Annotated in this window: 20 protein-coding genes and 1 pseudogene; all 21 read right to left on the minus strand. The window is 69.2% G+C overall.

Going from position 1 to position 22,977, the window contains the following annotated elements:
• Positions 1-596 (minus strand): annotated as a pseudogene (locus AB0C21_RS32765) (DNA-directed RNA polymerase subunit beta); the annotation flags it as partial.
• Positions 597-1,595: 999 nt separating this feature from the next.
• Entirely contained in the window at positions 1,596-2,726 is a 1,131-nt protein-coding gene (locus AB0C21_RS32770) for an Rv1363c family protein (RefSeq protein ID WP_500209497.1), read from the minus strand.
• On the minus strand, positions 2,723-3,211 hold the full coding sequence (locus AB0C21_RS32775) for an Rv1363c family protein (RefSeq protein ID WP_500209499.1): 489 nt from the start codon (positions 3,209-3,211) through the stop codon (positions 2,723-2,725). Before AB0C21_RS32775 ends, AB0C21_RS32770 begins: the two co-directional genes overlap by 4 nt.
• A gap of 10 nt (positions 3,212-3,221) precedes the next feature.
• Positions 3,222-4,718 (minus strand): MCE family protein, encoded by a 1,497-nt coding sequence (locus AB0C21_RS32780; protein ID WP_500209500.1) that lies wholly within the window; start codon positions 4,716-4,718, stop codon positions 3,222-3,224.
• The gene (locus tag AB0C21_RS32785; protein WP_500209502.1) at positions 4,715-6,127 is read right to left on the minus strand and encodes an MCE family protein; all 1,413 of its coding nucleotides are present in this window, start codon (positions 6,125-6,127) and stop codon (positions 4,715-4,717) included. The genes AB0C21_RS32780 and AB0C21_RS32785 overlap by 4 nt, the downstream gene beginning before the upstream one ends.
• Positions 6,124-7,401, minus strand: a complete 1,278-nt coding sequence (locus tag AB0C21_RS32790) for an MCE family protein (protein WP_500209503.1) — start codon at positions 7,399-7,401, stop codon at positions 6,124-6,126. Before AB0C21_RS32790 ends, AB0C21_RS32785 begins: the two co-directional genes overlap by 4 nt.
• Before the next feature lie 15 nt (positions 7,402-7,416).
• The gene (locus AB0C21_RS32795; RefSeq protein ID WP_500209504.1) at positions 7,417-8,523 is read right to left on the minus strand and encodes an MCE family protein; all 1,107 of its coding nucleotides are present in this window, start codon (positions 8,521-8,523) and stop codon (positions 7,417-7,419) included.
• Positions 8,524-9,555: an MCE family protein gene (locus tag AB0C21_RS32800; protein ID WP_149259616.1), complete on the minus strand. Its 1,032-nt coding sequence runs from the start codon at positions 9,553-9,555 to the stop codon at positions 8,524-8,526.
• Positions 9,552-10,856: an MCE family protein gene (locus AB0C21_RS32805; RefSeq protein ID WP_500209505.1), complete on the minus strand. Its 1,305-nt coding sequence runs from the start codon at positions 10,854-10,856 to the stop codon at positions 9,552-9,554. The genes AB0C21_RS32800 and AB0C21_RS32805 overlap by 4 nt, the downstream gene beginning before the upstream one ends.
• A gap of 4 nt (positions 10,857-10,860) precedes the next feature.
• Entirely contained in the window at positions 10,861-11,709 is an 849-nt protein-coding gene (locus tag AB0C21_RS32810; RefSeq protein WP_500209507.1) for an MlaE family ABC transporter permease, read from the minus strand.
• On the minus strand, positions 11,710-12,561 hold the full coding sequence (locus tag AB0C21_RS32815) for an MlaE family ABC transporter permease (RefSeq protein WP_235036820.1): 852 nt from the start codon (positions 12,559-12,561) through the stop codon (positions 11,710-11,712). It abuts the gene before it with no gap.
• Positions 12,561-13,685 (minus strand): ABC transporter ATP-binding protein, encoded by a 1,125-nt coding sequence (locus tag AB0C21_RS32820; protein WP_500209510.1) that lies wholly within the window; start codon positions 13,683-13,685, stop codon positions 12,561-12,563. Before AB0C21_RS32820 ends, AB0C21_RS32815 begins: the two co-directional genes overlap by 1 nt.
• Before the next feature lie 653 nt (positions 13,686-14,338).
• The gene (rplL, locus tag AB0C21_RS32825; protein WP_141580563.1) at positions 14,339-14,728 is read right to left on the minus strand and encodes a 50S ribosomal protein L7/L12; all 390 of its coding nucleotides are present in this window, start codon (positions 14,726-14,728) and stop codon (positions 14,339-14,341) included.
• A 54-nt stretch (positions 14,729-14,782) separates the two neighbouring features.
• Positions 14,783-15,346, minus strand: coding sequence for a 50S ribosomal protein L10 (rplJ, locus tag AB0C21_RS32830; protein WP_149259620.1), 564 nt, complete (start codon positions 15,344-15,346; stop codon positions 14,783-14,785).
• Positions 15,347-15,743: 397 nt separating this feature from the next.
• Complete coding sequence (locus AB0C21_RS32835; protein ID WP_500209512.1) at positions 15,744-16,622, minus strand: SCO4651 family lipoprotein; 879 nt, start codon at positions 16,620-16,622, stop codon at positions 15,744-15,746.
• A 169-nt stretch (positions 16,623-16,791) separates the two neighbouring features.
• Complete coding sequence (locus AB0C21_RS32840) at positions 16,792-17,643, minus strand: SCO4651 family lipoprotein (RefSeq protein WP_500209514.1); 852 nt, start codon at positions 17,641-17,643, stop codon at positions 16,792-16,794.
• Positions 17,644-17,838: 195 nt separating this feature from the next.
• On the minus strand, positions 17,839-18,714 hold the full coding sequence (locus AB0C21_RS32845; RefSeq protein ID WP_149259622.1) for a hypothetical protein: 876 nt from the start codon (positions 18,712-18,714) through the stop codon (positions 17,839-17,841).
• Between the two features lie 106 nt (positions 18,715-18,820).
• Entirely contained in the window at positions 18,821-20,476 is a 1,656-nt protein-coding gene (locus AB0C21_RS32850; RefSeq protein ID WP_500209516.1) for a class I adenylate-forming enzyme family protein, read from the minus strand.
• A 265-nt stretch (positions 20,477-20,741) separates the two neighbouring features.
• Positions 20,742-21,161, minus strand: coding sequence for a DUF3592 domain-containing protein (locus AB0C21_RS32855; protein WP_500209517.1), 420 nt, complete (start codon positions 21,159-21,161; stop codon positions 20,742-20,744).
• A 218-nt stretch (positions 21,162-21,379) separates the two neighbouring features.
• Positions 21,380-22,096 carry a 50S ribosomal protein L1 gene (rplA, locus tag AB0C21_RS32860; RefSeq protein ID WP_500209519.1) on the minus strand — a complete coding sequence of 239 codons (717 nt, stop codon included), beginning with the start codon at positions 22,094-22,096 and terminating at the stop codon, positions 21,380-21,382.
• Between the two features lie 61 nt (positions 22,097-22,157).
• Positions 22,158-22,586 (minus strand): 50S ribosomal protein L11, encoded by a 429-nt coding sequence (gene rplK / locus AB0C21_RS32865; RefSeq protein ID WP_500209520.1) that lies wholly within the window; start codon positions 22,584-22,586, stop codon positions 22,158-22,160.
• Between the last annotated feature and the right edge of the window lie 391 nt (positions 22,587-22,977).

Here is a 22,977-nt window from a genome sequence, read left to right on the forward strand (position 1 = left end):
ACCTCGAACTCCAGCCAGGCACCCCGGCTCGGGATCACCCGGCAGCCGTAGATGTCCTTGTCCGACGCCTTGTCCAGCGCACGGTCGAAGTACACGCCGGGCGAACGCACCAGCTGGGAGACGACGACACGCTCGGTGCCGTTGATGATGAAGGTGCCCTTGGGGGTCATGAGCGGGAAGTCGCCCATGAAGACCGTCTGGCTCTTGATCTCACCGGTGGTGTTGTTGATGAACTCCGCCGTGACGAACATCGGGGCGGAGTAGGTCATGTCCTTGTCCTTGCACTCCTCCACGGAGTACTTCGGCGGCTCGAACCGGTGGTCCCGGAACGACAGGGACATGGTCCCGGAGAAGTCCTCGATCGGACTGATCTCTTCGAAGATCTCCTCCAGCCCCGACTGTGTCGGGACGCTCTTACTTCCGGCCTTCTGGGCCGCCTCGACCCGGGCCTTCCACCTCTCATTACCCAGCAGCCAGTCGAACGAGTTGGTCTGCAGAGCAAGGAGGTCCGGGACTTCGAGCGGCTCCTTGATGCGCGCGAAGGAGACGCGGTTCGGACCGGTTGCGGTATTCGAGGCGTTGCGCGAGGCTGCCAAGAGTGGTCCTTCCGAGGGCTCGCGGCGTAACAGATGACACGCACGCCAGACGATCCACGTCCGAGACCTGCTCAAAGAGGCCCAAATCGGGCCTTCACAGGGGTGCTCTCACACGTGGACAGTCAGAGGGCAGCGCAAAGGGGCAGTGTAGCCGAACCGGTACACCGCTCGCAACTCTAGCGCCGCAGTATGCATCACGTTGCCATGGAGCATCGCCCCTCAGCGCCTCTCAGTCAAGAGCGGACATGGACTTTTCAGGCCCTGACCTGCAGTGAGGAAGGCCATAGTTTAGGGATTTGGGTTGACAGCCCACGAACCGGCGTCGACGGCGTGTCGCGCGACCGCGGACCGTGCTCCCCGTCACCTCGGCTACACCGGCCCCTGAAGGGTTAACACCGAGTCGTCCAGAGTCCTTCCCGAGCGACCTGGAGCGATGAAGAGAGCCGGGGGCGAGCGGGCTCAATCGGCCGCGAGAACAAGCGACCGGGTCTCCCCGGCGCCTAGAAGACTCAGACGCCCAGGAGACCCCGGTACTCGGGAGACCCAGGCCACCGGGAGACCCAGGCCCCCGGGGGGACTTAGACATCCGGGAGACCCGGGATATCCAGGAGACCCCGGGCATCCCAGCGGACAGGCCCAGGACATGAGCTTGGCCGGCCCGCGAGCTTGGCCGGCCCGGCGAGTTTTTGGTCAGCGCCGCGGGCCAGGAACAGAACCGTGGGCTAGGGAGCCTGTCTCGAGTCACGACCAAGGCCGCAGCAGCCGACGCCATCCTTGCCAGCCGATCCCAGACCGGCCAGCACAAGACTCACAGCCTGTCTCGAAGTCGACTCGGCCACGCGCGCGGACGCGTGACCTGCCCGGTGCGACGAAGCCGAAGGCCAGCGGAATCGTGCAGATCGCGAACCGACGATCGCCGCGCGAGGCCGCGTTCGCCCAGGTCCGGTCACGTCGCGAGCCAGCAGGCGAGCGAAGTGGGCCGGGACTTCGAAACGCAGGCTAGGACAGCACCGTGAGTTCGGAGGCGAGCCACTTGCCGTCCTTCTTGACCATCGTCAGCCTGATGCGCAGCGGCTCGGGGAGGCGCTGCTGCTTGTCGTTCTTGGTGGCCGACGAGCGGTTGGCGTAGACGAGCGCCACGACCTTGTCCGGGGTCGCGCTCACGACGCCGACCTTCATCACGGTCGTGGTCGAGACGGCCTGCTGCTGGACGGCGACGGTCTTGAGCGTCTGGGCCAGCTTGTCGTAGTCGTTGTGCAGCTTGCCCGTCGTCGTGGCGGACGCGGCCTTCAGGTCGGTGTCGAGGGTCTGGTAGTCGTACGAGGACAGTTTCTGGGCCGCGCGGGACGCCGCGAACGACGCCTCCTTGGACGCCTGCTCGGTCGCCTCCTGCTTCTGGACCTTCAGCGCCAGGACCGTGGTGCCGACGCCCAGCGCGATCGCCAGGACGACCAGCACGGCGATGACCGTCGACAGGCCGCCCAGCCGGGACCGGCCGGTGGGCTCGTCGTCGTCCTCGTCCTCGTCGGACTTCTTCAGGTACAGACGCTTCGTTCGGGAGGCTTTGGCGGGCTTCGCAGCCTCGCTGTCCTCGCCGTCCTCGCCGCCCTCGCCGTCCTCTTCGTCCTCGGCGGCTTCCTCGGCCTCGGCGACCTCGGCCTCCTCGGCGGCTTCCTCGACCTTGGTGGTCTTGGTCTTGGCGGCCTTGGAAAGCTTGGTCTTCCTTGCGGGCTTGATGTCGGAGGCGGCGTCGGAGGCGGCGTCGGCGTCGGCGGCAGAGTCAGATTCGGCCTTCTCGGCGTCGGCGACGGTCTCGGTGTCCGCGTCGGCCGCTGAGTCGTCCTCTGCGGCTTCGGCGTCGTCGGTCGCGCCTTCGGACCCCTTGCGCCCACGGCGGGGCTTCTTAGGGGATTTGAGGGCCTTCGGGCTCTCCTCGGGGGCGTCGCCCTCAGGCGCCTCGGGCTCCTCCGGCTTCGCGTTCGCCGCGGCCGCTTCGGCGGCGGCCGCCTCGTCCGCGGCGATCTGGGCGAGGCGCGCGGCCTCCCGGGCCTTCGCGGCGGCCTCCTCCGCCAGGCGCGCCGCCTCGGCGGCCTCCTCGGCCCTGGCCGCTCGATCCGCCTTGATCGTCACGGGACAACCTCCAGTCCGGACACCAGCCAGCGCCCGTCGACCCGCGTCAGGTCCATCTGGTAGCGGTAGCCCTGCGGCGTACCGTTCTGCACCTTGTCGTTGGTGACGGTCCCGGTGAGGGACACCATCACCTCGGCGGAGTCGCCGTCGATGGAGACCAGCGCGGCGTCGACGTCACTGACCGTCGACTTGGCCTTGGCCTTGGTGATCTGCTGCATGAAGGCGTTCGACTGGCTCCCCAGCTTGTTCTTGAGGTCGCCGGTGGTGCCGCTCACGATGCGGTCGAGGTCGCGCTGGGCGGTGGCGGCGTCGAGCGACATCAGGTTGACGCCCATCTGGCGCGCCGACTGCATCGCCTTGGCCTTCTGGTCGGCCTCGTCCTTGTTCCTGAGGGTGACCACGCCGAGCCAGCCGGACGCGATGGCGAGGCCCACCACGACGATGCCCAGGGCGATCGCGGTGACCATGGGTAGACGGCGCCTCATCGTGCCCGCCTCACTGGCTCAGCGGTCCGAGCAGGAGCCACTTCCACGAGGATTCCTCTCCCAACTGGCGAGTTCCGGCGCTGCGCGGCATCACGTACTTCTTGCCGTCGGGCCCGTAGACCGCACCGGTCGTTGGATCGTATCCAGCGAATTCGACTGAACCGGCCGGATACGACAGGTACAGGTTGCCGTCCGAAATCTGGCCCGTGGGGGCCGCCGCGGCCTTCGCCTTGGTCTTGGTCTTGCCGGAGCCCTTGGCGTCCGTCTTGGCCCCGTCGCCGTCGCCGCTGCCGTCGCCGCTGCCGTCGTCGCCGCGGGTGCCGTACGCGCCGCCGTCGGGGAACCCGGCGCCGGTGGTGGCGCCCGCGGGGACCTGCGGGTAGGGCGCGATGGCGTCGCGCGGGAAGTTGCGGGCGCCGCGCACCGCCGTGGGGGCGTTGTGGGGCGCCTTGCAGCCGGCGTCCAGGCGCGGCTTCTTCTTCGACGTGTCCTGCGGCCAGCGGTGCTTGACCTTCTCGTAGCCCTGGGTGCAGGCGGGCGGCGCGTCGATGTTCAGGTCGAGCCCCAGGTGCTGGGTGCCGTCCCCAGGCGTGACGGTGAATGCGCCCGCGACCGTCACCGGGTAGAGGATGAACAGCGACCGGAGGCCGGCCTTGCGGGACGTGACGACCTGGCCGGTGGTGGTGAGGTTGGCCAGGAGGACGGGCAGCGTCGGCGCGAGCTGGTTGATGGCCTTGTGGGTCTCGTCCACCGCGCCCGGCGCGTTGTCGATCGTCTTGCGCAGCGCCGGGTCGTCGTTGCGGAGCGAGGTGGTCAGCGCGTTCAGGTTGCGGGCGAAGCCCTGGATGTTGGCGGCCTGGCCGCGCTGGGTGTCCAGGACGGTCGCGCCGCTGTTCAGCAGCCGCTCGGTGTCGGGGTAGGCCTCGTTGGCGGTCTTCAGCAGCCGGTCGGTGTCGTCCAGGATCGACTGCAGGTCCGACGCGGAGCCGGAGAACGCCTTGTTCAGCTCGTCCACGATGATGCCGAGGTCCTTGGTGTTCACCGAGCCGACGAGGGAGTCGACGTTGCGCAGCAGTTCGGCGGTGGACACGGGCAGCGTGGTGCGGCTGCGCGGGATGGTGTACGGGTCGCCCTCGTCGAGGTAGGGCCCGGACTTCGTGGTGGGCTCCAGGTCGATGTACTGCTCGCCGACCGCCGACCGGTTCGCCACGACGGCCTTGGTGCCCTCGCGCGGGATCCGCTTGCCCCGCTCCAGCAGCAGCTTGACGCGGATGCCGTCCTTGGTCAGCTCGATGGGGCCGACGCGCCCGACCGGGACGCCCCGGTAGGTGACCTCGGCGTTGGTGAACACGCCGCCGGAGTCGGTGAGGTCGACGTAGGCGACGTACTGCTTGCCGAGCAGGTCGCGTCCGATGCCGATGTAGTTCACCGAGACGATCGCCACGCCGACGACGGTGATGACCGCGAAGGCGATGAGCTGGACGATGACGCCGCGCTTGAGGATCACGAGAGGCCCCCCGTCATCAGGGTCCGCAGACCGCCGTCACCGGGGTCGGGGGCGAGCGCGCCCGGCCGTCCCTGGGTGTTCGTGCCGGCCGGTGTCTTCCCTGGGGGCTGTGTGGTGCCGCCTGGAAGTCCGGGCAGGCCGCCCTGTCCCGCGCCGCCCTGGGTCCCGCCGCCCGGCATCTGCGGCAGGACGCCCAGCGGGGAGTCCGGCAGCGTCACGTTCGGGACCTGGAGCATGCTGCGCATCTGCTTGCCGCTGCCCAGCATCCCCTCCAGGTCGGTGCCGCCGAGCAGGTTCCGCGCGATGGACTCGAAGTCCAGGTCGACGGTCAGCCGCACGTTGCCGTAGTCGCCCGCGATGACGTTCTCGAACGTCGCGGGGAACGGGAAGGTGATCAGCGTTTCCAGCGACTTCGGCAGGTCGGAGCCGGCCTTGTTGAGGTTGCGCAGGATCACGTCGAGGTCGCGCAGGTTGGCCAGCATGTCGGCCTTGGACTGGTTGATCACGTAGGTGGTGGTGCGGCTGAGCTTGTTCAGCGCCACCAGCATCTTGGTGAGGTCCGCGCGGTTGCGGTTGAGCACGGCGATCGCGGGCCCCGTCTCGTCGATGGTGTCCTGGATCGTCTTGCGCTCGGCGGCCAGCTTGCCGCTCAGCCGGTCGATGCTGTCCAGCGCCCGGGTGATCGCGGCGCGGTTCTGGTCCAGCGTTCCGGCGAAGGTGTTGACCCGCTGCAGCACCGACTTGATCGTGGACTCGCGGCCGCCCATCGCGGCCTGCAGCTCGTGGCTGATCGTGGAGACCTGCTCCAGGCCGCCGCCGTTCAGCAGCAGCGACATCGCGGAGAGGACCTCCTCGATCTCGGTGCCGCGGGACGTGCGGTTCAGCGGGATCAGGTCGTCGTCGCTGAGCTCACCGACCGGGGCCTCGTTCTTGGGCGGTTCGAGCTGCACGAACTTCTCGCCCAGCAGGCTGGTCTGGCTGATCGTCGCGACCGCGTTGTCGGGGAGCTTGACGTCGCCGCGGAACTTGACCGTGACCACCGCGTGCCAGCCGCCGCCCTGGGTGCCCGGCTCGCCGGCCAGCTGGATCTTCTCGACCCTGCCCACCGACACGTCGTTGACCTTGACCGCCGACTTCGGGACGAGGTCCAGCACGTTCGCGAACTCGATCTTCACGGTCCGCGGGTCCGAGCCGAGGTCGGGGCCGCCCGGCAGCGGGAGCGACTCCACGCCGTTGAACGAGCAGCCCGACAGGGCCGTCACGCCGGCGAGCGCGGCCGCGCCGAGCAGCCGTGCTCGATTCATCGAGCGCCGGCTCCCGGTGCGCTTGTTCGCCGTGCTCCTGTTCACCGCGCGCCTGTTCATGAGGCTCTTGTTCACGGTGCGCTCGCCCGTCGACCGCCTGCTCATCGGCCACCTCCAGGCAGCAGCGCCGTGATGTCCGTGGGCTTGGTCTGGGTCCCGGTCGCCCCGGTCTTGTTGGTCGTGCCGGTCTTGCTCGTCTTGCCGGGCCTGCCCTGCGGCCCGTAGGCGTCCGGCGGGATGGGCACCGGGTCGTAGTGCGTCGTCAGGGCGGTGATCCAGGACAGGTCCAGGCTGAACCCGGTCAGCGCCTTGCCGATGCCGTTGTACGGCGAGACGAAGTCGAGGCATTCCTTGGCGGGCGTGCCCACCGAGTACGCCAGCGAGCAGATCCAGTCGGCCAGGTCGTGGAACTGGCGGAAGTTGTCGCGGGTGTGGATCGTGCCGCTGATCGGGTCGTAGGCGCGGGCCAGGTTGTTCACGGCGAGCGGGCCGGCGCTGAGGATCTCGGCGAGCGCGCCCTTCTCCTTCACCAGCACGCCGGTGACCTGCGCGAGCTGCCGGACGTTGGCCGCCAGCTCGGTGCGGTTGCCCTTGACGAACTGCTGCACGTTCTTCAGCGTCGGGGCCAGGGTGTTGAGGGCCGCGCTCAGCTCCTCCTTCTCCCCCGCGAGCTGCCCGGACACGCCGTTCAGGTGCCCGGAGAACGACTTGATCTGCTGGTCGTTCGCCTTCATCGCCTCGGTGATGATCCGCAGGTTCTTGATCGTCTCGGCGACGTCGCCGCGGTCGGTGCTCAGCGTGCTGAGCGCCTTGGACGTGTCGGCGATCGTCTGCCGGATGTCCTCGCCCTGCCCGTCCAGGTTCGCGGCGCCGACCTGCAGCAGCCGCGACAGCGAGCCCTGCTGGCCGTTCGCGCCGGGGGCGTTCGCACCCTGCGGGCCGAGCGCCTTGGACAGGTCGTTCAGGCTGGAGCCGACCTGGTCGACCTCGACCGGCACCGCGGTGCGGTTCGTGCCCAGCGTCGCGCCGTCCGCGAGGACGGCCCCGCCCCTGTAGACGGGCGTGATCTGGACGAAGCGGTCGGCGACGAGGGTCTGGCTGACGATCACGGCCTGCGCGTTCGCGGGGACCTTGTACTTGGCGTCGTACCTCAGCTCGACCTTCACCGCGTCGCCGACGGGCTCGACGCTCGTGACCTCGCCGACGGGGATGCCGAGGATGCGGACGTCCGCGCCCTTGTACAGGCCGACGGCCTTGCTGAAGTACGCCGTCATGTGCCGCTGCTTCGGCTCCTGGAAGACCAGCAGGAGCACGGCGGCCAGCACCGCGACGGCGAGGATCGCGCCGCCCAGGCGGAGGATGCTCGTTGAGTTACGCACTGGTGACCTGCCTGCTCACGGGAGGAAGGGCAACGGGTTGTCGCTGTTGCCGGTCTTGCCGGTGCCGGGCGTGCCGGTGCCGGATGAGCCGGTGCCGGAAGAGCCGCCGCCCGGCCGGGCGCCCTGCTTGTTCGTCGCCGTCCCGCCGCCGGACGGGGGGTTCTGGATCGAGGCGGGGATCGGGATGAGGTTCTGGATCCACGAGTCGAACCAGCGCCCGGTGCCCGTCACGTCGGAGAACTGGCGGGCGAACGGCGCGAACAACTGGAGGATCCGGTCCAGGTTGTTCTGGTTCTTCAGCAGGATCCGGTTGACCTTGGCCAGGTTGTCCAGCATCGGGCGCAACTGCTTGTCGTTCTCGCTGATCAGCGCGTTCACCTGCTGGGACAGGGCCACGGTGTTGAGCAGCAGCTGGTGGATGACCGCACGCCTGGCCTGCACCGCCTGGAGCACCTTGTCGCCGTCCTGGACGAGCTTGGCGAAGTCCTGGTTGCGGTCGGCGAGCAGCTTGGAGACGTCCTTGGCCTTGCCGGCCAGCTCGTGCAGCTCGTCGTCGCGGGACGCGACCGTGTTGGACAGCCGGCGCAGCCCCTGCAGGGACGCCCTGACCTCCTCCGGGGAGTTCTTGAACGTGTCCGACAGGACGTCGAACGACTTGGCGACCTGCTGCACGTCGATGGCGCCGACGCGCTGGCTCAGCTCGCTGATCGCGGGGACGACCTCGAACGGGGTGTGCGTCCGCTCGATCGGGACGTTGCGGCCGAGCCTGCCGCGGCCGCGGGGGGTGAGCGCGAGGTAGTGCGCGCCGAGCACCGTCTTGATCTTGATGTCGGCCTCGGTGCGGTCGCCGAGCCGCACGCCGTCGTCGACCCGGAAGGTGACCTTGACGTGGTCGCCGTCCAGCTCCAGCCCGGTGACCTTGCCGACCTTGACGCCCGCGACGCGGACCTCCTCGCCGGCCCGCAGCCCGGCCGCCTCCCGGAACGAGGCGGTGTGGGTGCTGCCGCCGGAGATGAGCGGAATGTTCTCCAGGTTCATCGCCAGCGCCACCAGCAGGATGATGATCGCGAACGCGGACAGCCCGATGGGGACCGGGTTGCGTTCCCGGAACGGGATCCTCATCTACTTGCACCTCGCGTTCTCGTTCACGATCGCCGGCGTCTGGTAGACCGGTCCGCCCGGCAGCCGCACCCGCGCGTCGAGGCCGCAGATGTACATGTTGAACCAGGAGCCGTAGGAGGAGATGTTCACCAGCCCCTCCAGCCGCTTCGGCGTCCGCTGCAGGCCCGCGTCGAGCTCCTTGCCGTTGGCGTCGAACGTGGCGGTGAGCTTGCGCAGCCCGGCGATGTCGTTGCGGATGTCCGGGCGGGCGTCGGCGAGCAGGCTCTGCGTGGTGCCGGTCAGGTCGTTGATCGCCGACACCGAGTCGAAGATCGCCTGGCGGTCGCCGGACACCCCGCTGACGAACCCGCGCAGGTCCGTGATCAGCTGGTTGACCTCGTTGTGCCGCTCGTCGATGGTGCCGAGCACGGTGTTCAGGTTGTCGATCACCTCGCCGATGACCTTGTCCCGGTCGGCGAGCGTGTTGGTCAGCGACGCCACGTGCGCGAGCAGGCTGTTGATCGTCCCGCCCTCGCCCTGCAGCACCTGGATGATCTGCATCGCGAGCGTGTTGACGTCCTTGGGCTCCAGCGCGCGGAACAGCGGCCGGAACCCGTTGAACAGGGTCGTCAGGTCCAGCGCCGGGGTGGTCTGCGCCATCGGGATCGTCCCGCCCGGCCTGAGGTAGTCGTTGGCCTGCCCGGCGCCGTCGGTCAGCGCCAGGTAGCGCTGCCCCATCAGGTTCCGGTAGCGGATCTGCGCCTGCGTGGACGAGGGCAGCCCCGCCTTGAAGACGCTCTCCTTCTGGAGGCTGAACGTCACCTCGGCCTTGTCGCCCTTGTACAGCTCGATGTGCTCGATCTGGCCGACCCGGACGCCGGCGACGCGCACGTCGTCGTTGTCGAGCAGGCCCGTCACGTCCGAGAAGATCGCCTTGTAGGTGGTCGTCTCCCGGAACCGCATGTTGGAGATCGTCATCGCCAGCACGCCGGTGGCCAGCGACGTGACGACCACGAAGATCGCCAACTTGATCGCCGCACTCGTCGTCCTCACTTGACCGTCACCACCGATCCGTCCGCGAGCAGCGGCCCGAACATCAGCGCCGAGACGTCGGAGAGCCGGTCGGAGGGAATCCGCGTCACCGGTCCGAGCACGCTCTTGATCTTTTCCTTCTCGCTCATCGCGCCCGGGTCCACGAAGACGTTCGACAGGGCCCGGCCGCGGCTCCCGCCGCCGTTCGGGTCATCGGGGTTCTTCCACCACAGGTCGTCTTCCGTCCCGTCCAGCGCGAGGTAGTCCGGGGACGGGACCTTGGGGTTCGGCAGCCCGTAGCAGCGCGGGTTGCGCTGGTCCTTGACCTCCGGCTTGTCCAGCGGGTACTTGAAGCCCGGCCGGGGCTTGACGATCTCGACCGTCAGGTTGAAGGTCTTGGACCCGTTCCCGCCGGCCACCCGCTCCGCCTCCGGCCTGATCTTCATCAGCCCGGCGAACACGCACGGCAGCGACGGCGAGTAGCGGGCGACCAGGTCCAGCACGTCCCGGTTCGCGATGTTGAAGCCGATGATCTTCGGCGCGTTCTGCCGCATGAACACGTCGCCGTCCTGGGCCAGCGCGGTCGTCGCCGGGATCAGCTGCTCGATCGTGGCCTTCTTGTCGGTGATCGTCCGGCTGGTGACGTTGAGGTTGCGGAGCGTCTGCAGCAGGTCGGGCGCCGCCGCGTTGTAGATGTCGGACACGTCGGCGAGGGCGTTCAGGTCGTGCACCAGCGTGCCGAGCTGCGGGTTGATCTTCCGCAGCAGCTCGTCGGCCTCCTCCAGGTTCCGGCCGATCTGGTCGCCGCGGCCCTGCAGCGCCGTCGCCAGGGCGTTCAGCGTCGCGTTCAGCTCCGCCGGCTTCACCGCCTGCAGCAGCGGGAGCAGGTCGTTCAGCACCTTGTCGAACTCGACGGCGGCCTGGGAGCGGTCCTGCTGGATCACCTGGCCCGAGCGCAGCCCGACGGGACCGGCGTCCGTGGGGATCCCGAGGTCCACGTACTTCTCGCCGAACAGCGTCTTCGGCAGCAGCCGCGCCTGGACGTTCCGCGGGATCAGCTTCGCCTTGTCCGGGTCGAGCGCCAGGTGCAGGGTCGCGCCCCGCGCGTCGGCCTCGGTGCTGCGCACCTCGCCGACGATCAGGCCGCGGACCTTCACGTCCGAGTGCGGCAGCAGCTGCAGGCCCGCCCGCTCGCTCCGCACGCTCACGTTGAGCGTCGGCGTGAACGCCTTGTTGTACAGCGCCACGGTCAGCGCCAGCAGCAGGATGATCACCAGGATCATCGAAAGTCCGAGGACCCGGAAGCGCAGTCGTTGACTCATCCCGTCACCCCGCGATCCGCACGCTGGTCGTCGTGCCCCAGATCGCCATGCCGAGCATGAGGTCGGCCACGTTGATCACCACGATGCTGGTCCGCACCGCGCGGCCCACCGCCACGCCGACACCCGCCGGGCCGCCGGAGGCGTGGTAGCCGTAGTAGCAGTGGATCAGCATCACCAGCACCGCGAAAGCGATCACTTTTCCGAACGACCACAAGATGTCGTACGGCGGTAGGAACAAATGGAAGTAGTGGTCGTAGGTGCCGGTCGACTGGCCGTAGAACAGCGTCACGATCACGCGGGTCGCGCCGTAGGAGGCGAGCAGGCCCACGATGTACAGCGGAATGACCGCGATCATTCCGGCGAGCATCCGGGTGGTGACGAGGAACGGCATCGACGGGACGGCCATGACCTCCAGCGCGTCGATCTCGTCGGAGATCCGCATCGCGCCGAGCTGGGCGGTGAAGCCGCAGCCGACCGTCGCCGACAGCGCGAGCGCCGACACCAGCGGCGCGATCTCGCGGGTGTTGAAGTAGGACGCGACGAAACCGGTGAACGCGGCCGTGCCGATCTGGTTCAGCGACTCGTAGCCCTGCAGGCCGACCTGGCTGCCGGTGAAGAACGTCATGAACCCGACGATCACCACCGAGCCGCCGATCACCGCGAGGCCGCCGGTGCCGAGGCTCACCTCGGCCAGCAGCCGCAGCACCTCCGTGCGGTACCGGGTCAGCACCCGGAACACCCACGCGAACGCGCGGGCGTAGAACGACATCTGGTGGCCGAAGTCGTCCAGCCGGTCGAGCGGCGCGCTCACCACCCGCCGGGCCGCCTTGCCCGTCTTGCCAGGGGCAGCCATCTACATCCCCTTCGACGGGACGAACTGGAAGTACAGCGTGGAGATCAGGAAGTTCTCCAGGAAGAGCAGCATGAACGTGATGACGACGGTCTGGTTGACCGCGTCACCCACGCCCTTCGGGCCGCCCTTCGCGTTAAGGCCCTTGTAGGCGGCGACCAGGCCGGCGGTGATGCCGAACACGAACGCCTTGAACTCGGCCTGCAGCAGGTCGGGCAGCTGCGCGATGGCGTTGAAGGAGGCCAGGTAGGCGCCGGGGGTGCCGCCCTGGAGCATCACGTTGAAGAAGTAGCCGCCGAGGAGGCCGACCACCGAGACCAGCCCGTTCAGGAACAGCGCCACGAACGCGCAGGCGAACATCCGGGGCACCACCAGGCGGTGCAGGGGGTTGATGCCCAGCACCTCCATGGCGTCGATCTCCTCGCGGATCTTCCGGGAGCCGATGTCGGCGCACATCGCCGAGCCCGCGGCGCCCGCGACCAGCAGGGAGGTGACCAGCGGGCTGGCCTCCCGGACGATCGCGACCACGGCGGTCGCGCCGGTGTAGGACTGCGCGCCGAGCTGCCGGATCAGCCCGCCGACCTGGAGGGACAGGACGCCGCCGAACGGAATGGCGACCAGCATCGTGGGGACGACGGTGACGCTGACGATGAACCAGGCCTGCTGGATGAACTCGCGCCACTGGAACGGCCACTGGAACACCGCGCGGGCGGTGTCCAGGCACAGGGCGAAGAACCGTCCGGGTTCCTTGATCGCGACGTTGGCCGCGCCGTCCCCGATCTTGCGGAACGTCGCGGAAGAGCCCCCGCCCTTCCTTGCCCCTCGCTGGTCCGCGCCGATACCAGGAGTGGACATCAGTAGCCTGCACCCGCTCCCGGCCGGCCGGGCGGCGGGTTGCCCGGGAAGTGGCCACCGGGCCCGCCGGGCGGCGGACCGGAGGGAGGCATGCCGCCGGGCGCACCGTGCGCTCCGCCGGCGGGGGCGCCGACGGGCGTCATGGACGCCACGTACCGCGGCCACTCCTCGACCCAGTTGCGGCCGAGGTCGTCGATGAACGAGCCGGGCGGCGGCGTGACGCCGTGCGCGGCGCACCACGCGCCGGGCGCGTGCATGCCGGTGCGGAGCAGCCCGTTGCTCGGCATCTGCTGCGGCGGGATCGGCGGCAGCTTGCCGGGGTCGTGCCCCATCTTCGCCTCGGCCTCCAGCTCGGACTCGTCCTTCTCCTCGGACATGCCGATCGGGCCGATCTTGCTGGCGTTGAGGAACTGCCGGACGACGGGCTCCTCGCTGGACAGCAGCATCTCCCGCGGCCCGAACATCGCCAGGTGCCGCTGGTACAGCAGGCCGATGTTGTCCGGGACGGTGCGGGCGGTGTTGATGTCGTGCGTGACGATCAGGAACGTCGCGCCGATCTGCGCGTTGAGGTCGATGAAGACCTGGTTGAGGAACGCGGTGCGGACCGGGTCGAGGCCGGAGTCCGGCTCGTCCACCAGCAGGATCTCGGGGTCCAGGACGAGCGCGCGGGCCAGGCCGGCGCGCTTCTTCATACCGCCGGAGATCTCGCCGGGAAGCTTGTGCTCGGCGCCGAGGAGGCCGACCATGTCCATCTTCTCGAGGACGATGCGCTTGACCTCGGACTCGGTCTTCTTGGTGTGCTCGCGGAGCGGGAACGCGATGTTGTCGAACAGGTTCATGGAGCCGAACAGGGCGCCGTCCTGGAACAGGACGCCGAACTGCTTCCGGGTGTCGTAGAGCTGCGACTCGGGCAGGTAGGGCAGGTCCCTGTCGCCGATCCAGATGTGCCCGCGGTCGGGCTTGAGCAGCCCCACGAGGGACTTCAGGAAGACCGACTTGCCCGTACCGGACGGACCCAGGAGAACGGAGATCTCACCTGCGGGAATGGTCAGCGACACGTCCTGCCAGATCACCTGGCGGCCGAAGGACTTCGTCAGTCCCTCGACTCTGATCTCGACGCCCACTCGTCACCTTTCGTCCAGGCCGGGGGAATCCCGAACCAATGAGCGAGTAGCACTCAGGCTCTTTCTGTCGTCACACCGCGTTGTGTTGTGTCACGCCGCGCCAGTCGTCACACCGCGTGTCCGCCGCATTGCTACCGTCCGGTAGCCGTGACGGGTGCCACTACCGTAGCGGCCCCCCGTCCAAATGGAAGGGGTTCCGACCCAGATCAGCAGCTAAATGCGACGTCGTAAGACAATCGTTACTTACGGCGTCTATGAGACTAGTGGTCCAAGAACCGGAGCCTCAAGACCGGGGTGCCGGCGGCGGCTTTCGACCGGGGGCCCGCCGCACTGCGGAGACGGCAGCGGCCGGGTGTGGCCACAGCGTCAGGACGGGACGCTACGCCGCGGGCGGGAAGCGGCACAACCCGTCAAGGCACACGGTTTCCGGCGGGTGTTTGTCACCTCCGCACAGGAAACGGACCTTCCCGGCGCCTCCGGTCAACGTTCCGCGACAAGACCGCCCACCCGCACCACCGGAACCCCGTCCGGCGGGCCCGGCGGACACCGTCACACCACGAAGGAGGCACAACACGAAGGAGGCGGCCACCCCATCGGGGTGACCGCCTCCTGGAGAGCGGTGGAGCCTCGCGGCTCCGGAGCTCTGGAGCGTCTTACTTGACGGTGACCGAAGCGCCGGCCTTCTCCAGGGCCTCCTTGGCCTTGTCGGCCGTCTCCTTGTTGACCTTCTCGAGCAGCGGCTTCGGCGCGCCGTCGACCAGGTCCTTGGCCTCCTTGAGGCCGAGGCTCGTCAGGGCGCGAACCTCCTTGATGACCTGGATCTTCTTGTCGCCGGCACCCTCGAGGATGACGTCGAACTCGTCCTGGGCCGGGGCCTCCTCGGCGCCGCCCGCCGGGGCGCCCGGGGCCGCGGCGACGGCGGCGACGGGGGCGGCGGCCTTGACGTCGAAGACCTCCTCGAACTGCTTCACGAACTCGGAGAGCTCGAGAAGGGTCATCTCCTTGAACGCGTCGAGCAGGTCGTCGGTGCTGAGCTTCGCCATGATGATTCCTCCGCTATGGCTTGTGATCTGGGGTGGTACTGAACCGCGGGTTGCCTACTCGGCGGACGCCTCGGCGGCGGGTGCCTCGGCGGTCTCGCCCTCGGCCTCGCGCTTGGCGCGCAGCGCCTCGGCGAGCTGGGCGGCCTGCGTCGGCAGGGCGTTGAACAGCGCGGCGGCGTTCGCCATCGAGCCCTTCATCGCACCGGCCAGCTTCGCGAGGAGAACCTCGCGCGACTCGAGGTCCGCCAGCTTGGCGACCTCGGCCGCGTCCATCGACTGACCGTCGATGAAGCCGCCCTTGATCACCAGCATCGGGTTCGCCTTGGCGAAGTCGCGCAGGCCCTTCGCGGCCTCGACCACGTCGCCGCGGACGAACGCGATGGCCGACGGGCCTTCGAGCAGGTCACGGAACCGCTCGTCGACACCGGCCTCGTTCGCGGCGCGCTTGGTCAGCGTGTTCTTCACCACGCGGAACCGCGCGGTCTCGCCGAGGTTGTCGCGCAGCTCCTTGACCTGCGCGACGCTAAGCCCGCGGTACTCGGTCAGCACGGCGCCGTTGGAGCTCTCGAACTCGCTCTTGAGCTCGGCGATCGCCGCGTCCTTGTGGGCCTTGGCCATAGCCCTCCTTCCGATTACCTGGGTGGTCCGATCCGCGCCTCGCCCGCGTGCGGGTTCCGGCGCCGATCCACCAAAAAACGCCCCGGCGCAGGCGCACGGGGCGTCCAGGCACGGCACGGAGGCCATGCGGGAAGCTCTCGTCTCACCTACGCAGGCCGCCCGACGTGAGTCGGGTCCTTCGGTCACCTCGCGGGAGGTGACGACCGGCGGTCTTCGGCACGGAACAGGATACGTGCGTCCACCGATGAGACCAAATCGGCTGGGCTGGGCCAGTCAGGTCGGGGCGGCCTCGGGCAGAAGACAGAGCGAGGGACCGCGCCCCGGGTGGGGTGCGGTCCCTCGGTCGTGCTCAGGTGCGGGCCGGCGGCGGGCCGGCGGCGGACCGGTCAGCTCCCGGTCAGGCGCCGGGGAGGCCGCCGCCGCTGCCGAGCCTGCTCATCATCTCGCCGAAGTCCGTGACCTCGCTCGCCGGCGGCTCGGCGACCTGCACCGGCTTGCCGAAGTCGCGGTACTTCATCGTCATGGTCATGTCGCCTTCGGTCGACTGCGTCGACTTCATCGTCATCTGGCGCGGCAGCTGCTGGCCGTCCACCCACAGGTCGAAGTGCATGGCCTGCAGGCCCGTCGTGCCGAGGCTCTTGCGGTAGGCCTCCTGCGTCTCCGGGGAGAGCTTCGCGACCGCGTCCTCCATCCGGTACGTGCCGGTGTAGTGGGTCGTCTGGACGCCGTCGAGCGTCTCCTTGCCGACCTCGCGCGCGTCCTTGGACGCCGTCAGCATCTTGGTGTTCTGGACCGGGTCCATCTGCCGGGACTGCTGGAGCAGCTCGTCGATGTTCATTCCGGACTTGGCGCCCAGCTCGTCCAGCGAGATCTTGATCCACGGCTTGGCGCCGCCGCCGAGCTGGGAGAGCATCGGCATCTTCATGTACATGTTCCGGCCGACGAGCCGCTGCTCCATGCCGCCCATCGACTTGCCCGCGACCGTCATCTGGGCGAAGTTCATGCTGTAGGCGAGGTCCGGCTTCGTGCGGTACTGCATCGTGCCGTTCATCGACACGTCGCCCTCGGACGTGCCGGTCATCTGCATCTTCATGTCGGCCTGGAACGAGTCGATCTGGCCGGTCTTCTCGGCGGCCTTGCCGAGGACCTGCGCGGCCGTCAGCCTCAGTCCCTTGCCGGCCTCGTCCACCGTCTTCCCGGCGTCCCCAAGGCAGCCGGTCAGCGAGAGGGCGAGGCCGGTGGCCAGCGCCGTGCCTGCGGCGAAACGACGGATCATCTGGGGGGTCTCCTTGGTCTCCTTGGCTCCCGGGCGATGGGGCCGAACGGTACATCAGACGCAAAGGACCCCGCCGTGGTTCACCTTTCGCCGGACATCACGGTCGGTGGCCCGCCCTCGGCACCGTCCTCGGTCACCGCCGCCGGGACGACGCCGCGGGCCGCCGCCGTCAGTTGCCGCCGAGGAAGCCCTGCAGCGAGAGCTGCCCCACCTGGTCGGACGGGGGCGTGTTCACGTTGAAGGACTTGCCGTAGTCGCTGTAGAGGACGGTCACCGAGCCGTTCTCGCCCTGCGACCCGGTGGACTTGGACACGAGCTTGCGCGGCAGGTTGTCGCCGTCCGTCCACAGGTCGAAGTTGATCTTCCCGTTGGCGCGGTCCTTCGGCAGCCAGTGCTGGACCTTCGTGCGGGCCTCCGCGTCCAGCTGCTTCAGCGCGTCGTCGACGGTGACCGTCCCGGCGTAGTGCGTCGTCTTGACGCCGTCGACCGTCTCGGTGCCGACCCTGCGGGCGTCCTTGGAACCGGTGAACATCTTCGTCTGCTCGGCCGGGTCGACCTTCTGCACCTGGTTCACCAGGCCCTGGACGTCGAAGCCCGTGTGCTGCGACACCTGGTTCACGTCGATGCGCACCCACGGCTTGCCGTTGCTGACGAACTGCGCGAGCTGCGGGACCTTCGCGTACAGGACGTTGTCGGTGAAGACCGCCTGGCCCTTGGCGCCCGGAACGCTCTGCCCGTTCCGGCTGAACTCGTCCAGCTTCGCGCTGAACTCCAGCGACGGACGCAGCCGGAACTGCCCGTTCGCGTGGACCTTCCCGCCGCCGTCGCCCGTGCCCGTCACCGTCAGGTCGGCCTTGAACGTGTCGGCCTTGCCGGTCTTCTCGGACGCCTTCAGCAGCGCCTGGTTCGCGCTGAGCTTCATGTTGCCGGTGTTCTCCGACCCGTCCCCGTTGCATCCGGACAGGAGGAGCGCGGCACCCACCGCGGTGCCGCCGGCCGCCACCACGAATCGTCGGTTCATGAGGGTTGAGCCTCCCTAGTCGCCCTGCTGGTGTTCCCAGTCTCTTCGGGCGCTAACGGACCTACATCCCCCGGTGGTACGAATGGGCGCCCGCACGGTACGACCAACGGCGTAGCCGCCGCACTGGACGAAAGGCGCCGAACGGAGCCGAACGGAGCCGAACGGCAGGGCGGGAGCCCGCGTCGCGGAGCCTCGTCAGCGGTAGGAACCGAAGGTCATCGACCCGGCGAACCCCGCGCCGGGGCCCTGCGCGCCGAGACTGATCGTGGTCGGGCGGGCCTGGCTGTCGGCCAGCATGTCGATCCCGCAGCCGGTGTCGTCCGGGATCCACTTGCGGAACGCCGCCGCCGCGTCCTGCGGCAGCAGCGGGTACACGCCGCCCATGAGCCCCTGCGCGGTGAAGCGCGTCAGCCCGGCGGCGTCCGGCTCGCCCGCCGTCATGCCCGGCAGCGTCCCGATCATGAAGGTGAACTGGCGGGGGTCGGACTCGTTCTGCAGCTTGCCCAGCTGCGCCTGGGTCAGCGTGGACTGCGTCCACTTCTGCCCGTCGTACCCCTTGAGCGTGCTCCCCTGGACGATCACCTTCTGGGTGACCTTGGACAGCACGCCGCCCTTCATCGTCTGCGTGACGCCGGTGGCGCTCATCGCGAACTTCGGCCACAGCGTGAACGAGGCCGTCTCGGTCGCGTGCTGGTAGTCGCCGTCCGGCCCGACCGTCACCTTCATGTCCGTCTTGCGGGTGAAGGAGTGCAGGCTGGGACCGGGCTGCGGCGGTGCCGTGGGCAGGCCGTGCGCGGCGCCCCCGTTTCCGGAACCGGGCGTGCCGGGCCGGGCTCCCGCGCCGTTGCCGGCCCCGGGCGCGCCGGGCGTGGCGCCCGGAGTGACCGTGGCGGACGCGGCGCCGTTCGGGTTGGCGGGATCGCGCTGGGCCATCGCCGCGGAGGGGGGCAGCGCCCCCGCGTCCTTCGGCGAGTCGCCGCCGGTCTTGACCACCATCAGGATCGCCGTGGGCACGACGGCCACCGCGGTCACGGCGGAAATGGCGATGGCCCGATCGGTACGACGCTTCACCCGGGCAATTCAACACCAGGTTCCTCGCCAGTAACAAAACAATCGAGTACCAAATTGTCCGGTTCCGGACCACCCCCCGTGTATCCGGCCCCCGCCCGCCCCGGATTCAGGGCCCTTCGGAGCGACCACCAGGCCCGGCACGGTCCGTCCGCGCGGGGTGGGTGGTCGGTTCGGGGTGGGTGGTCGGTCCGGGGTGGGTGGTCAGTCGGGTGCGCAGGGCGGCTTTGCGGATCTTGCCGGTGCCGGTGCGGGGCAGGGCCGTCGTGAACTCGATGCGGCGGGGGGTCTTGAAGCCCGCGAGGCGGGCGCGGCAGGCCGCGATCAGCTTCTCGGGGTCCGGTGGGACGCCGTCCGGCACGATCACCGCGCACACCGTCTGGCCCCAGCGCGGGTCGGGCAGCCCCACCACCGCGACCTCGCGCACGCCCGGGACCGTGCGCAGGACGTCCTCGACCTCGCGGGACGAGACGTTCTCCCCGCCCGTGATGATCACATCCTTGAGCCGGTCGGCGAGGTGCAGGTAGCCGTCCCCGTCGATGCGGCCCGCGTCACCCGTGCGGAACCAGCCGCCCGCGAACGCCTCGGCGGTGGCATCGGGGTCGTCCCAGTAGCCGTCCGCCACCTGCGCCCCGCGGACCACGACCTCGCCCAGTCCGCCGGGCGGCAGCGGCGTCCCGTCCTCGCCGATCACGGCGATCTCCGCGCCGTCGCCGGGACGGCCCGCCGACGCCGCCAGCTCCCGCCGCGTCTCGATCGCGGCGCGGTGGTCCGCCGGGGACAGGAACGTCGCGTTGCCGGACAGCTCGGTCATGCCGCACCCCTGGTTGAGGTCGCAGCCCAGCACCTCGACGGCGCGGCGCAGCAGCGGTACCGGCATCGGCGCCGAGCCGTACGCGATCACGCGGAGGGTGGCCCGCAGCGCCTCCAGCGCCGCCGGATCCTCGTCCAGGTGCGCGAGCAGGTCCTCCAGCATCGTCGGGGCCAGGGACAGGTTGGTGACCCCGTGCCGGCGCGCAGCGTCCACCAGGGCGGCGGGAACGAATTTCCGGAGCACTACGGCGTGCCGCCGGAACACGTGATGCAGGATGACTTGGTAGCCCGCCACATGGCAGAGAGGGAACGGCGTACAGAACACGTCGCCCGGCAGCACGGGACGCCCCGACGCCGTCACCGTGATGGCCGCCAGCAGGCTCCTGTGCGTGAGCCGCACGCCCTTCGGCCGGCCGGTCGTGCCACTGGTGAACATCAGCCATGCGACTTCGGCCGGATCGTGCTCCCCTTCTTCTACGGCGGCCGGGCCATCCCATGGGAGGTCGGCGATGTCGGTGAGCGGTGGGTGGGGGTCGGGTAGTCCGCCCTCGCGGGCCAGCCTCTCCAGCAGCTCCGGTTCGCCGATGACCAGTTCCGCGCCGCAGCGGATGATCTGGTCGGCCCATTCACGCGGGTGCAGCCTCTGGTTGAGCGGCACGAGGATCCTGCCCTCGCGCGGGACCCCGTAGTAGGCCGCCACGTACTCCGGCCGGTTGTGTGCGAGCAGAGCCACTCGTGCCCCAGGCGAGCACCGTGCTGCCAGGTGGGCGCTCAACGCGTCCGTGCGGGCGCGCAACTCGCGGAACGTCCACGTCGTGCCGTCGACCGAGAGGGCCGGGGCGTCGGGGGCGTCCGCCGCGGCCGCCTCGAGCACGTCGTACAGCCGAGGGACGTCGTACAGCCGAGGGACGTCGGACAACCGGTCGACGTCCCATTGCCGCGCCCCGCCCATCGCATCCCCTCACCGACGATCTGGGCGCCGAATCTAGTGGCGGGGGCGCGGGCTCCGCCGGAGCCATCCCGGTGAGCGCGACCTCCGCGCCCCCGCTCGGTGCCGCGGGAGCGGGACGAGGTTGACGGAGCGGTTGGTGCCGGGCAGCCGGGGGGTGGGACGGGGAGGATGCTCCGCTGTTACCTCGGTCGGCGGCTCGCCTCACGTTGGGCACTGCGTAGCGTCGGTGGGCAGTACGCGAGAGCGGAGGCGTGAGGTGTCCGCGTCAGAGGAGCATCTCGAAGGCTATGAACCCCGTGACGCCGACCAGCACGACACCGACCAGCAGGGTCGAGAGGACGCCGACCCCTTCATATCCCGGCAGTTCGATCGTCGTTGGGCTGGCCGGGTCGTATCGAACGTCGACCTTGCAGCCCACGCCAGAGGCCAACCCCGGCGGATAGGGCTTGCCGGAGGGGGACTTGACCTCAATCCGGTCTCCGTCCGGGGGAGTGAAGACCACCACAGGGTAGAAGCGCGGGGCTCCGTCACTGTCCTTGTCCTCATCGACACGGACTATCTCACCCTCGATCCACCGTCCTCGCGAATTGAGGCGGTACTTCTCCCACGCGACTCCGAAGGCGCCCAGGGCGAACACCCCGAAAACGACGGTCCAGAACCACCCGAGGACGAGTTTCCAGCTCACGCTCGAAGGTTAGAGCGATGGCCCCGGAAGGCCAAGCAGAGCCCCCCGATCCCGCACCCTCGTGGATGCGCGGCCAGTGGTGCTGGAGACTCGGCCGGACACTTCAGGGCGTAACGCGGCAGGGCGAAGGCACCGGGGTGAAGGCGGCAGAGAACGCGGCAGGGCGCCCCCGGTGGTACCGGGGGCGCCCTGTTCTGCGGCGTTCGACGCCGGCTCGATCAGGCCTCTTCGAGCTCGGCCGTCAGGTTGCGGACCGCGTTCGGGTCCACCGGGATGCTCGGGCCCATCGACGTGGTCAGGGCCGCCTTCTTGACGTACCGGCCCTTCGCGGCGGACGGCTTGAGACGCTGGATCTCGTCGACCGCGGCGGCGTAGTTCTCCACCAGCTGGCGCTCGTCGAAGGACGCCTTGCCGATGATGAAGTGCAGGTTCGCGTGCCGGTCGACCCGGAACTCGATCTTGCCGCCCTTGATGTCGGAGACCGCCTTGGACACGTCCATGGTGACAGTGCCGGTCTTCGGGTTCGGCATCAGGCCGCGCGGACCGAGCACCCGGCCGAGCCGGCCGACCTTGCCCATCTGGTCCGGGGTCGCGACCACGGCGTCGAAGTCCAGGAAGCCGCCCTGGATCCGCTCGATCAGGTCGTCCGAGCCGACCAGGTCGGCGCCCGCCGCCTCGGCCTCCTGCGCCTTGGCGCCGACGGCGAAGACGAGCACGCGGGCGGTCTTGCCGGTGCCGTGCGGCAGGTTGACCGTGCCGCGGACCATCTGGTCGGCCTTGCGCGGGTCGACGCCCAGCCGCATGGCGACCTCGACGGTCGCGTCGAACTTGGTGACCGCGGTCTCCTTGGCCAGCTTCACGGCCTCGACCGGGCTGTACAGCCGATCGCGGTCGATCTTCTCGGCCGCTGCGCGGTAGCCCTTGCTGCGCTTCATCTGCGTTCCTCCAAACGGAACTCGTGGTAGGGGCCGGCGCAGGCCCTCCCACTGGGGTGACTTACTTGACCTCGATGCCCATCGACCGCGCGGTGCCGGCGACGATCTTCTCGGCGGCGTCCAGGTCCTTGGCGTTGAGGTCGGGCATCTTGGTCGTGGCGATCTCGCGGATCTGGTCGCGGGTGACGGAGCCGACCTTGGTCTTGTGCGGCTCGCCGCTGCCCTTCTCCACGCCCGCGGCCTTCAGGATGAGCTGCGCGGCCGGCGGGGTCTTCGTGACGAAGCTGAACGACCGGTCCTCGTAGATGGTGATCTCTACGGGGATGACGTTGCCGCGCTGGGACTCCGTGGCAGCGTTGTACTGCTTGCAGAAGTCCATGATGTTGACGCCGTGCGGACCGAGCGCGGTACCGACCGGCGGCGCCGGCGTGGCCTGACCAGCCTGGAGCTGGACCTTCACCAGTGCGGCGATCTTCTTCTTGGGAGGCATGCCTCTCCCTCTTGTTCCGTTTCGCTGTGGTCCCGACTCCCGGAAACCGGGCAACACGGCGGGCGGAACTAGACCGCCGCGTTGGGACCTTGGTCGACCTCGCCGCCCCGCGTGCGCGGGGAGCACAGCCGCACCTTGACGAGTGCGGCGGTGTTTTCGGGGTCATCCCCGCAGGAGCGGGGTCGATGGGTGCTCGTCCCGCCGAAGATCGGAGGACGGAACCCGAACCCGTCCCCGCCGGCGCGGGACGACCTGTCAAGGATACGGCCTGACCGGAGCGGGCAGGACCGGGCTTCGAGACCGTGTCGGATCTCGGAGACCGTGTCGGATCCCAAAGACCTGGACAGACCGCGGGGGCCTGCCAGATCTCGGAGACAGAGCAGATCTCGGA

It is taken from the genome of Spirillospora sp. NPDC049024, assembly GCF_040649235.1.
Lineage (GTDB): Bacteria > Actinomycetota > Actinomycetes > Streptosporangiales > Streptosporangiaceae > Spirillospora.

What these genes read in the sequence shown, in the direction of transcription:
- AB0C21_RS32775 (WP_500209499.1), bottom strand. Translation starts at nt 3,211, where the DNA reads ATGAGGCGCCGTCTACCCATGGTCACCGCGATCGCCCTGGGCATCGTC.
- AB0C21_RS32785 (WP_500209502.1), bottom strand. Translation starts at nt 6,127, where the DNA reads ATGAGCAGGCGGTCGACGGGCGAGCGCACCGTGAACAAGAGCCTCATG.
- AB0C21_RS32795 (WP_500209504.1), bottom strand. Translation starts at nt 8,523, where the DNA reads ATGAGGATCCCGTTCCGGGAACGCAACCCGGTCCCCATCGGGCTGTCC.
- AB0C21_RS32805 (WP_500209505.1), bottom strand. Translation starts at nt 10,856, where the DNA reads ATGAGTCAACGACTGCGCTTCCGGGTCCTCGGACTTTCGATGATCCTG.
- AB0C21_RS32810 (WP_500209507.1), bottom strand. Translation starts at nt 11,709, where the DNA reads ATGGCTGCCCCTGGCAAGACGGGCAAGGCGGCCCGGCGGGTGGTGAGC.
- AB0C21_RS32815 (WP_235036820.1), bottom strand. Translation starts at nt 12,561, where the DNA reads ATGTCCACTCCTGGTATCGGCGCGGACCAGCGAGGGGCAAGGAAGGGC.
- rplL (WP_141580563.1), bottom strand. Translation starts at nt 14,728, where the DNA reads ATGGCGAAGCTCAGCACCGACGACCTGCTCGACGCGTTCAAGGAGATG.
- rplJ (WP_149259620.1), bottom strand. Translation starts at nt 15,346, where the DNA reads ATGGCCAAGGCCCACAAGGACGCGGCGATCGCCGAGCTCAAGAGCGAG.
- AB0C21_RS32835 (WP_500209512.1), bottom strand. Translation starts at nt 16,622, where the DNA reads ATGATCCGTCGTTTCGCCGCAGGCACGGCGCTGGCCACCGGCCTCGCC.
- AB0C21_RS32840 (WP_500209514.1), bottom strand. Translation starts at nt 17,643, where the DNA reads ATGAACCGACGATTCGTGGTGGCGGCCGGCGGCACCGCGGTGGGTGCC.
- AB0C21_RS32850 (WP_500209516.1), bottom strand. Translation starts at nt 20,476, where the DNA reads ATGGGCGGGGCGCGGCAATGGGACGTCGACCGGTTGTCCGACGTCCCT.
- rplA (WP_500209519.1), bottom strand. Translation starts at nt 22,096, where the DNA reads ATGAAGCGCAGCAAGGGCTACCGCGCAGCGGCCGAGAAGATCGACCGC.
- rplK (WP_500209520.1), bottom strand. Translation starts at nt 22,586, where the DNA reads ATGCCTCCCAAGAAGAAGATCGCCGCACTGGTGAAGGTCCAGCTCCAG.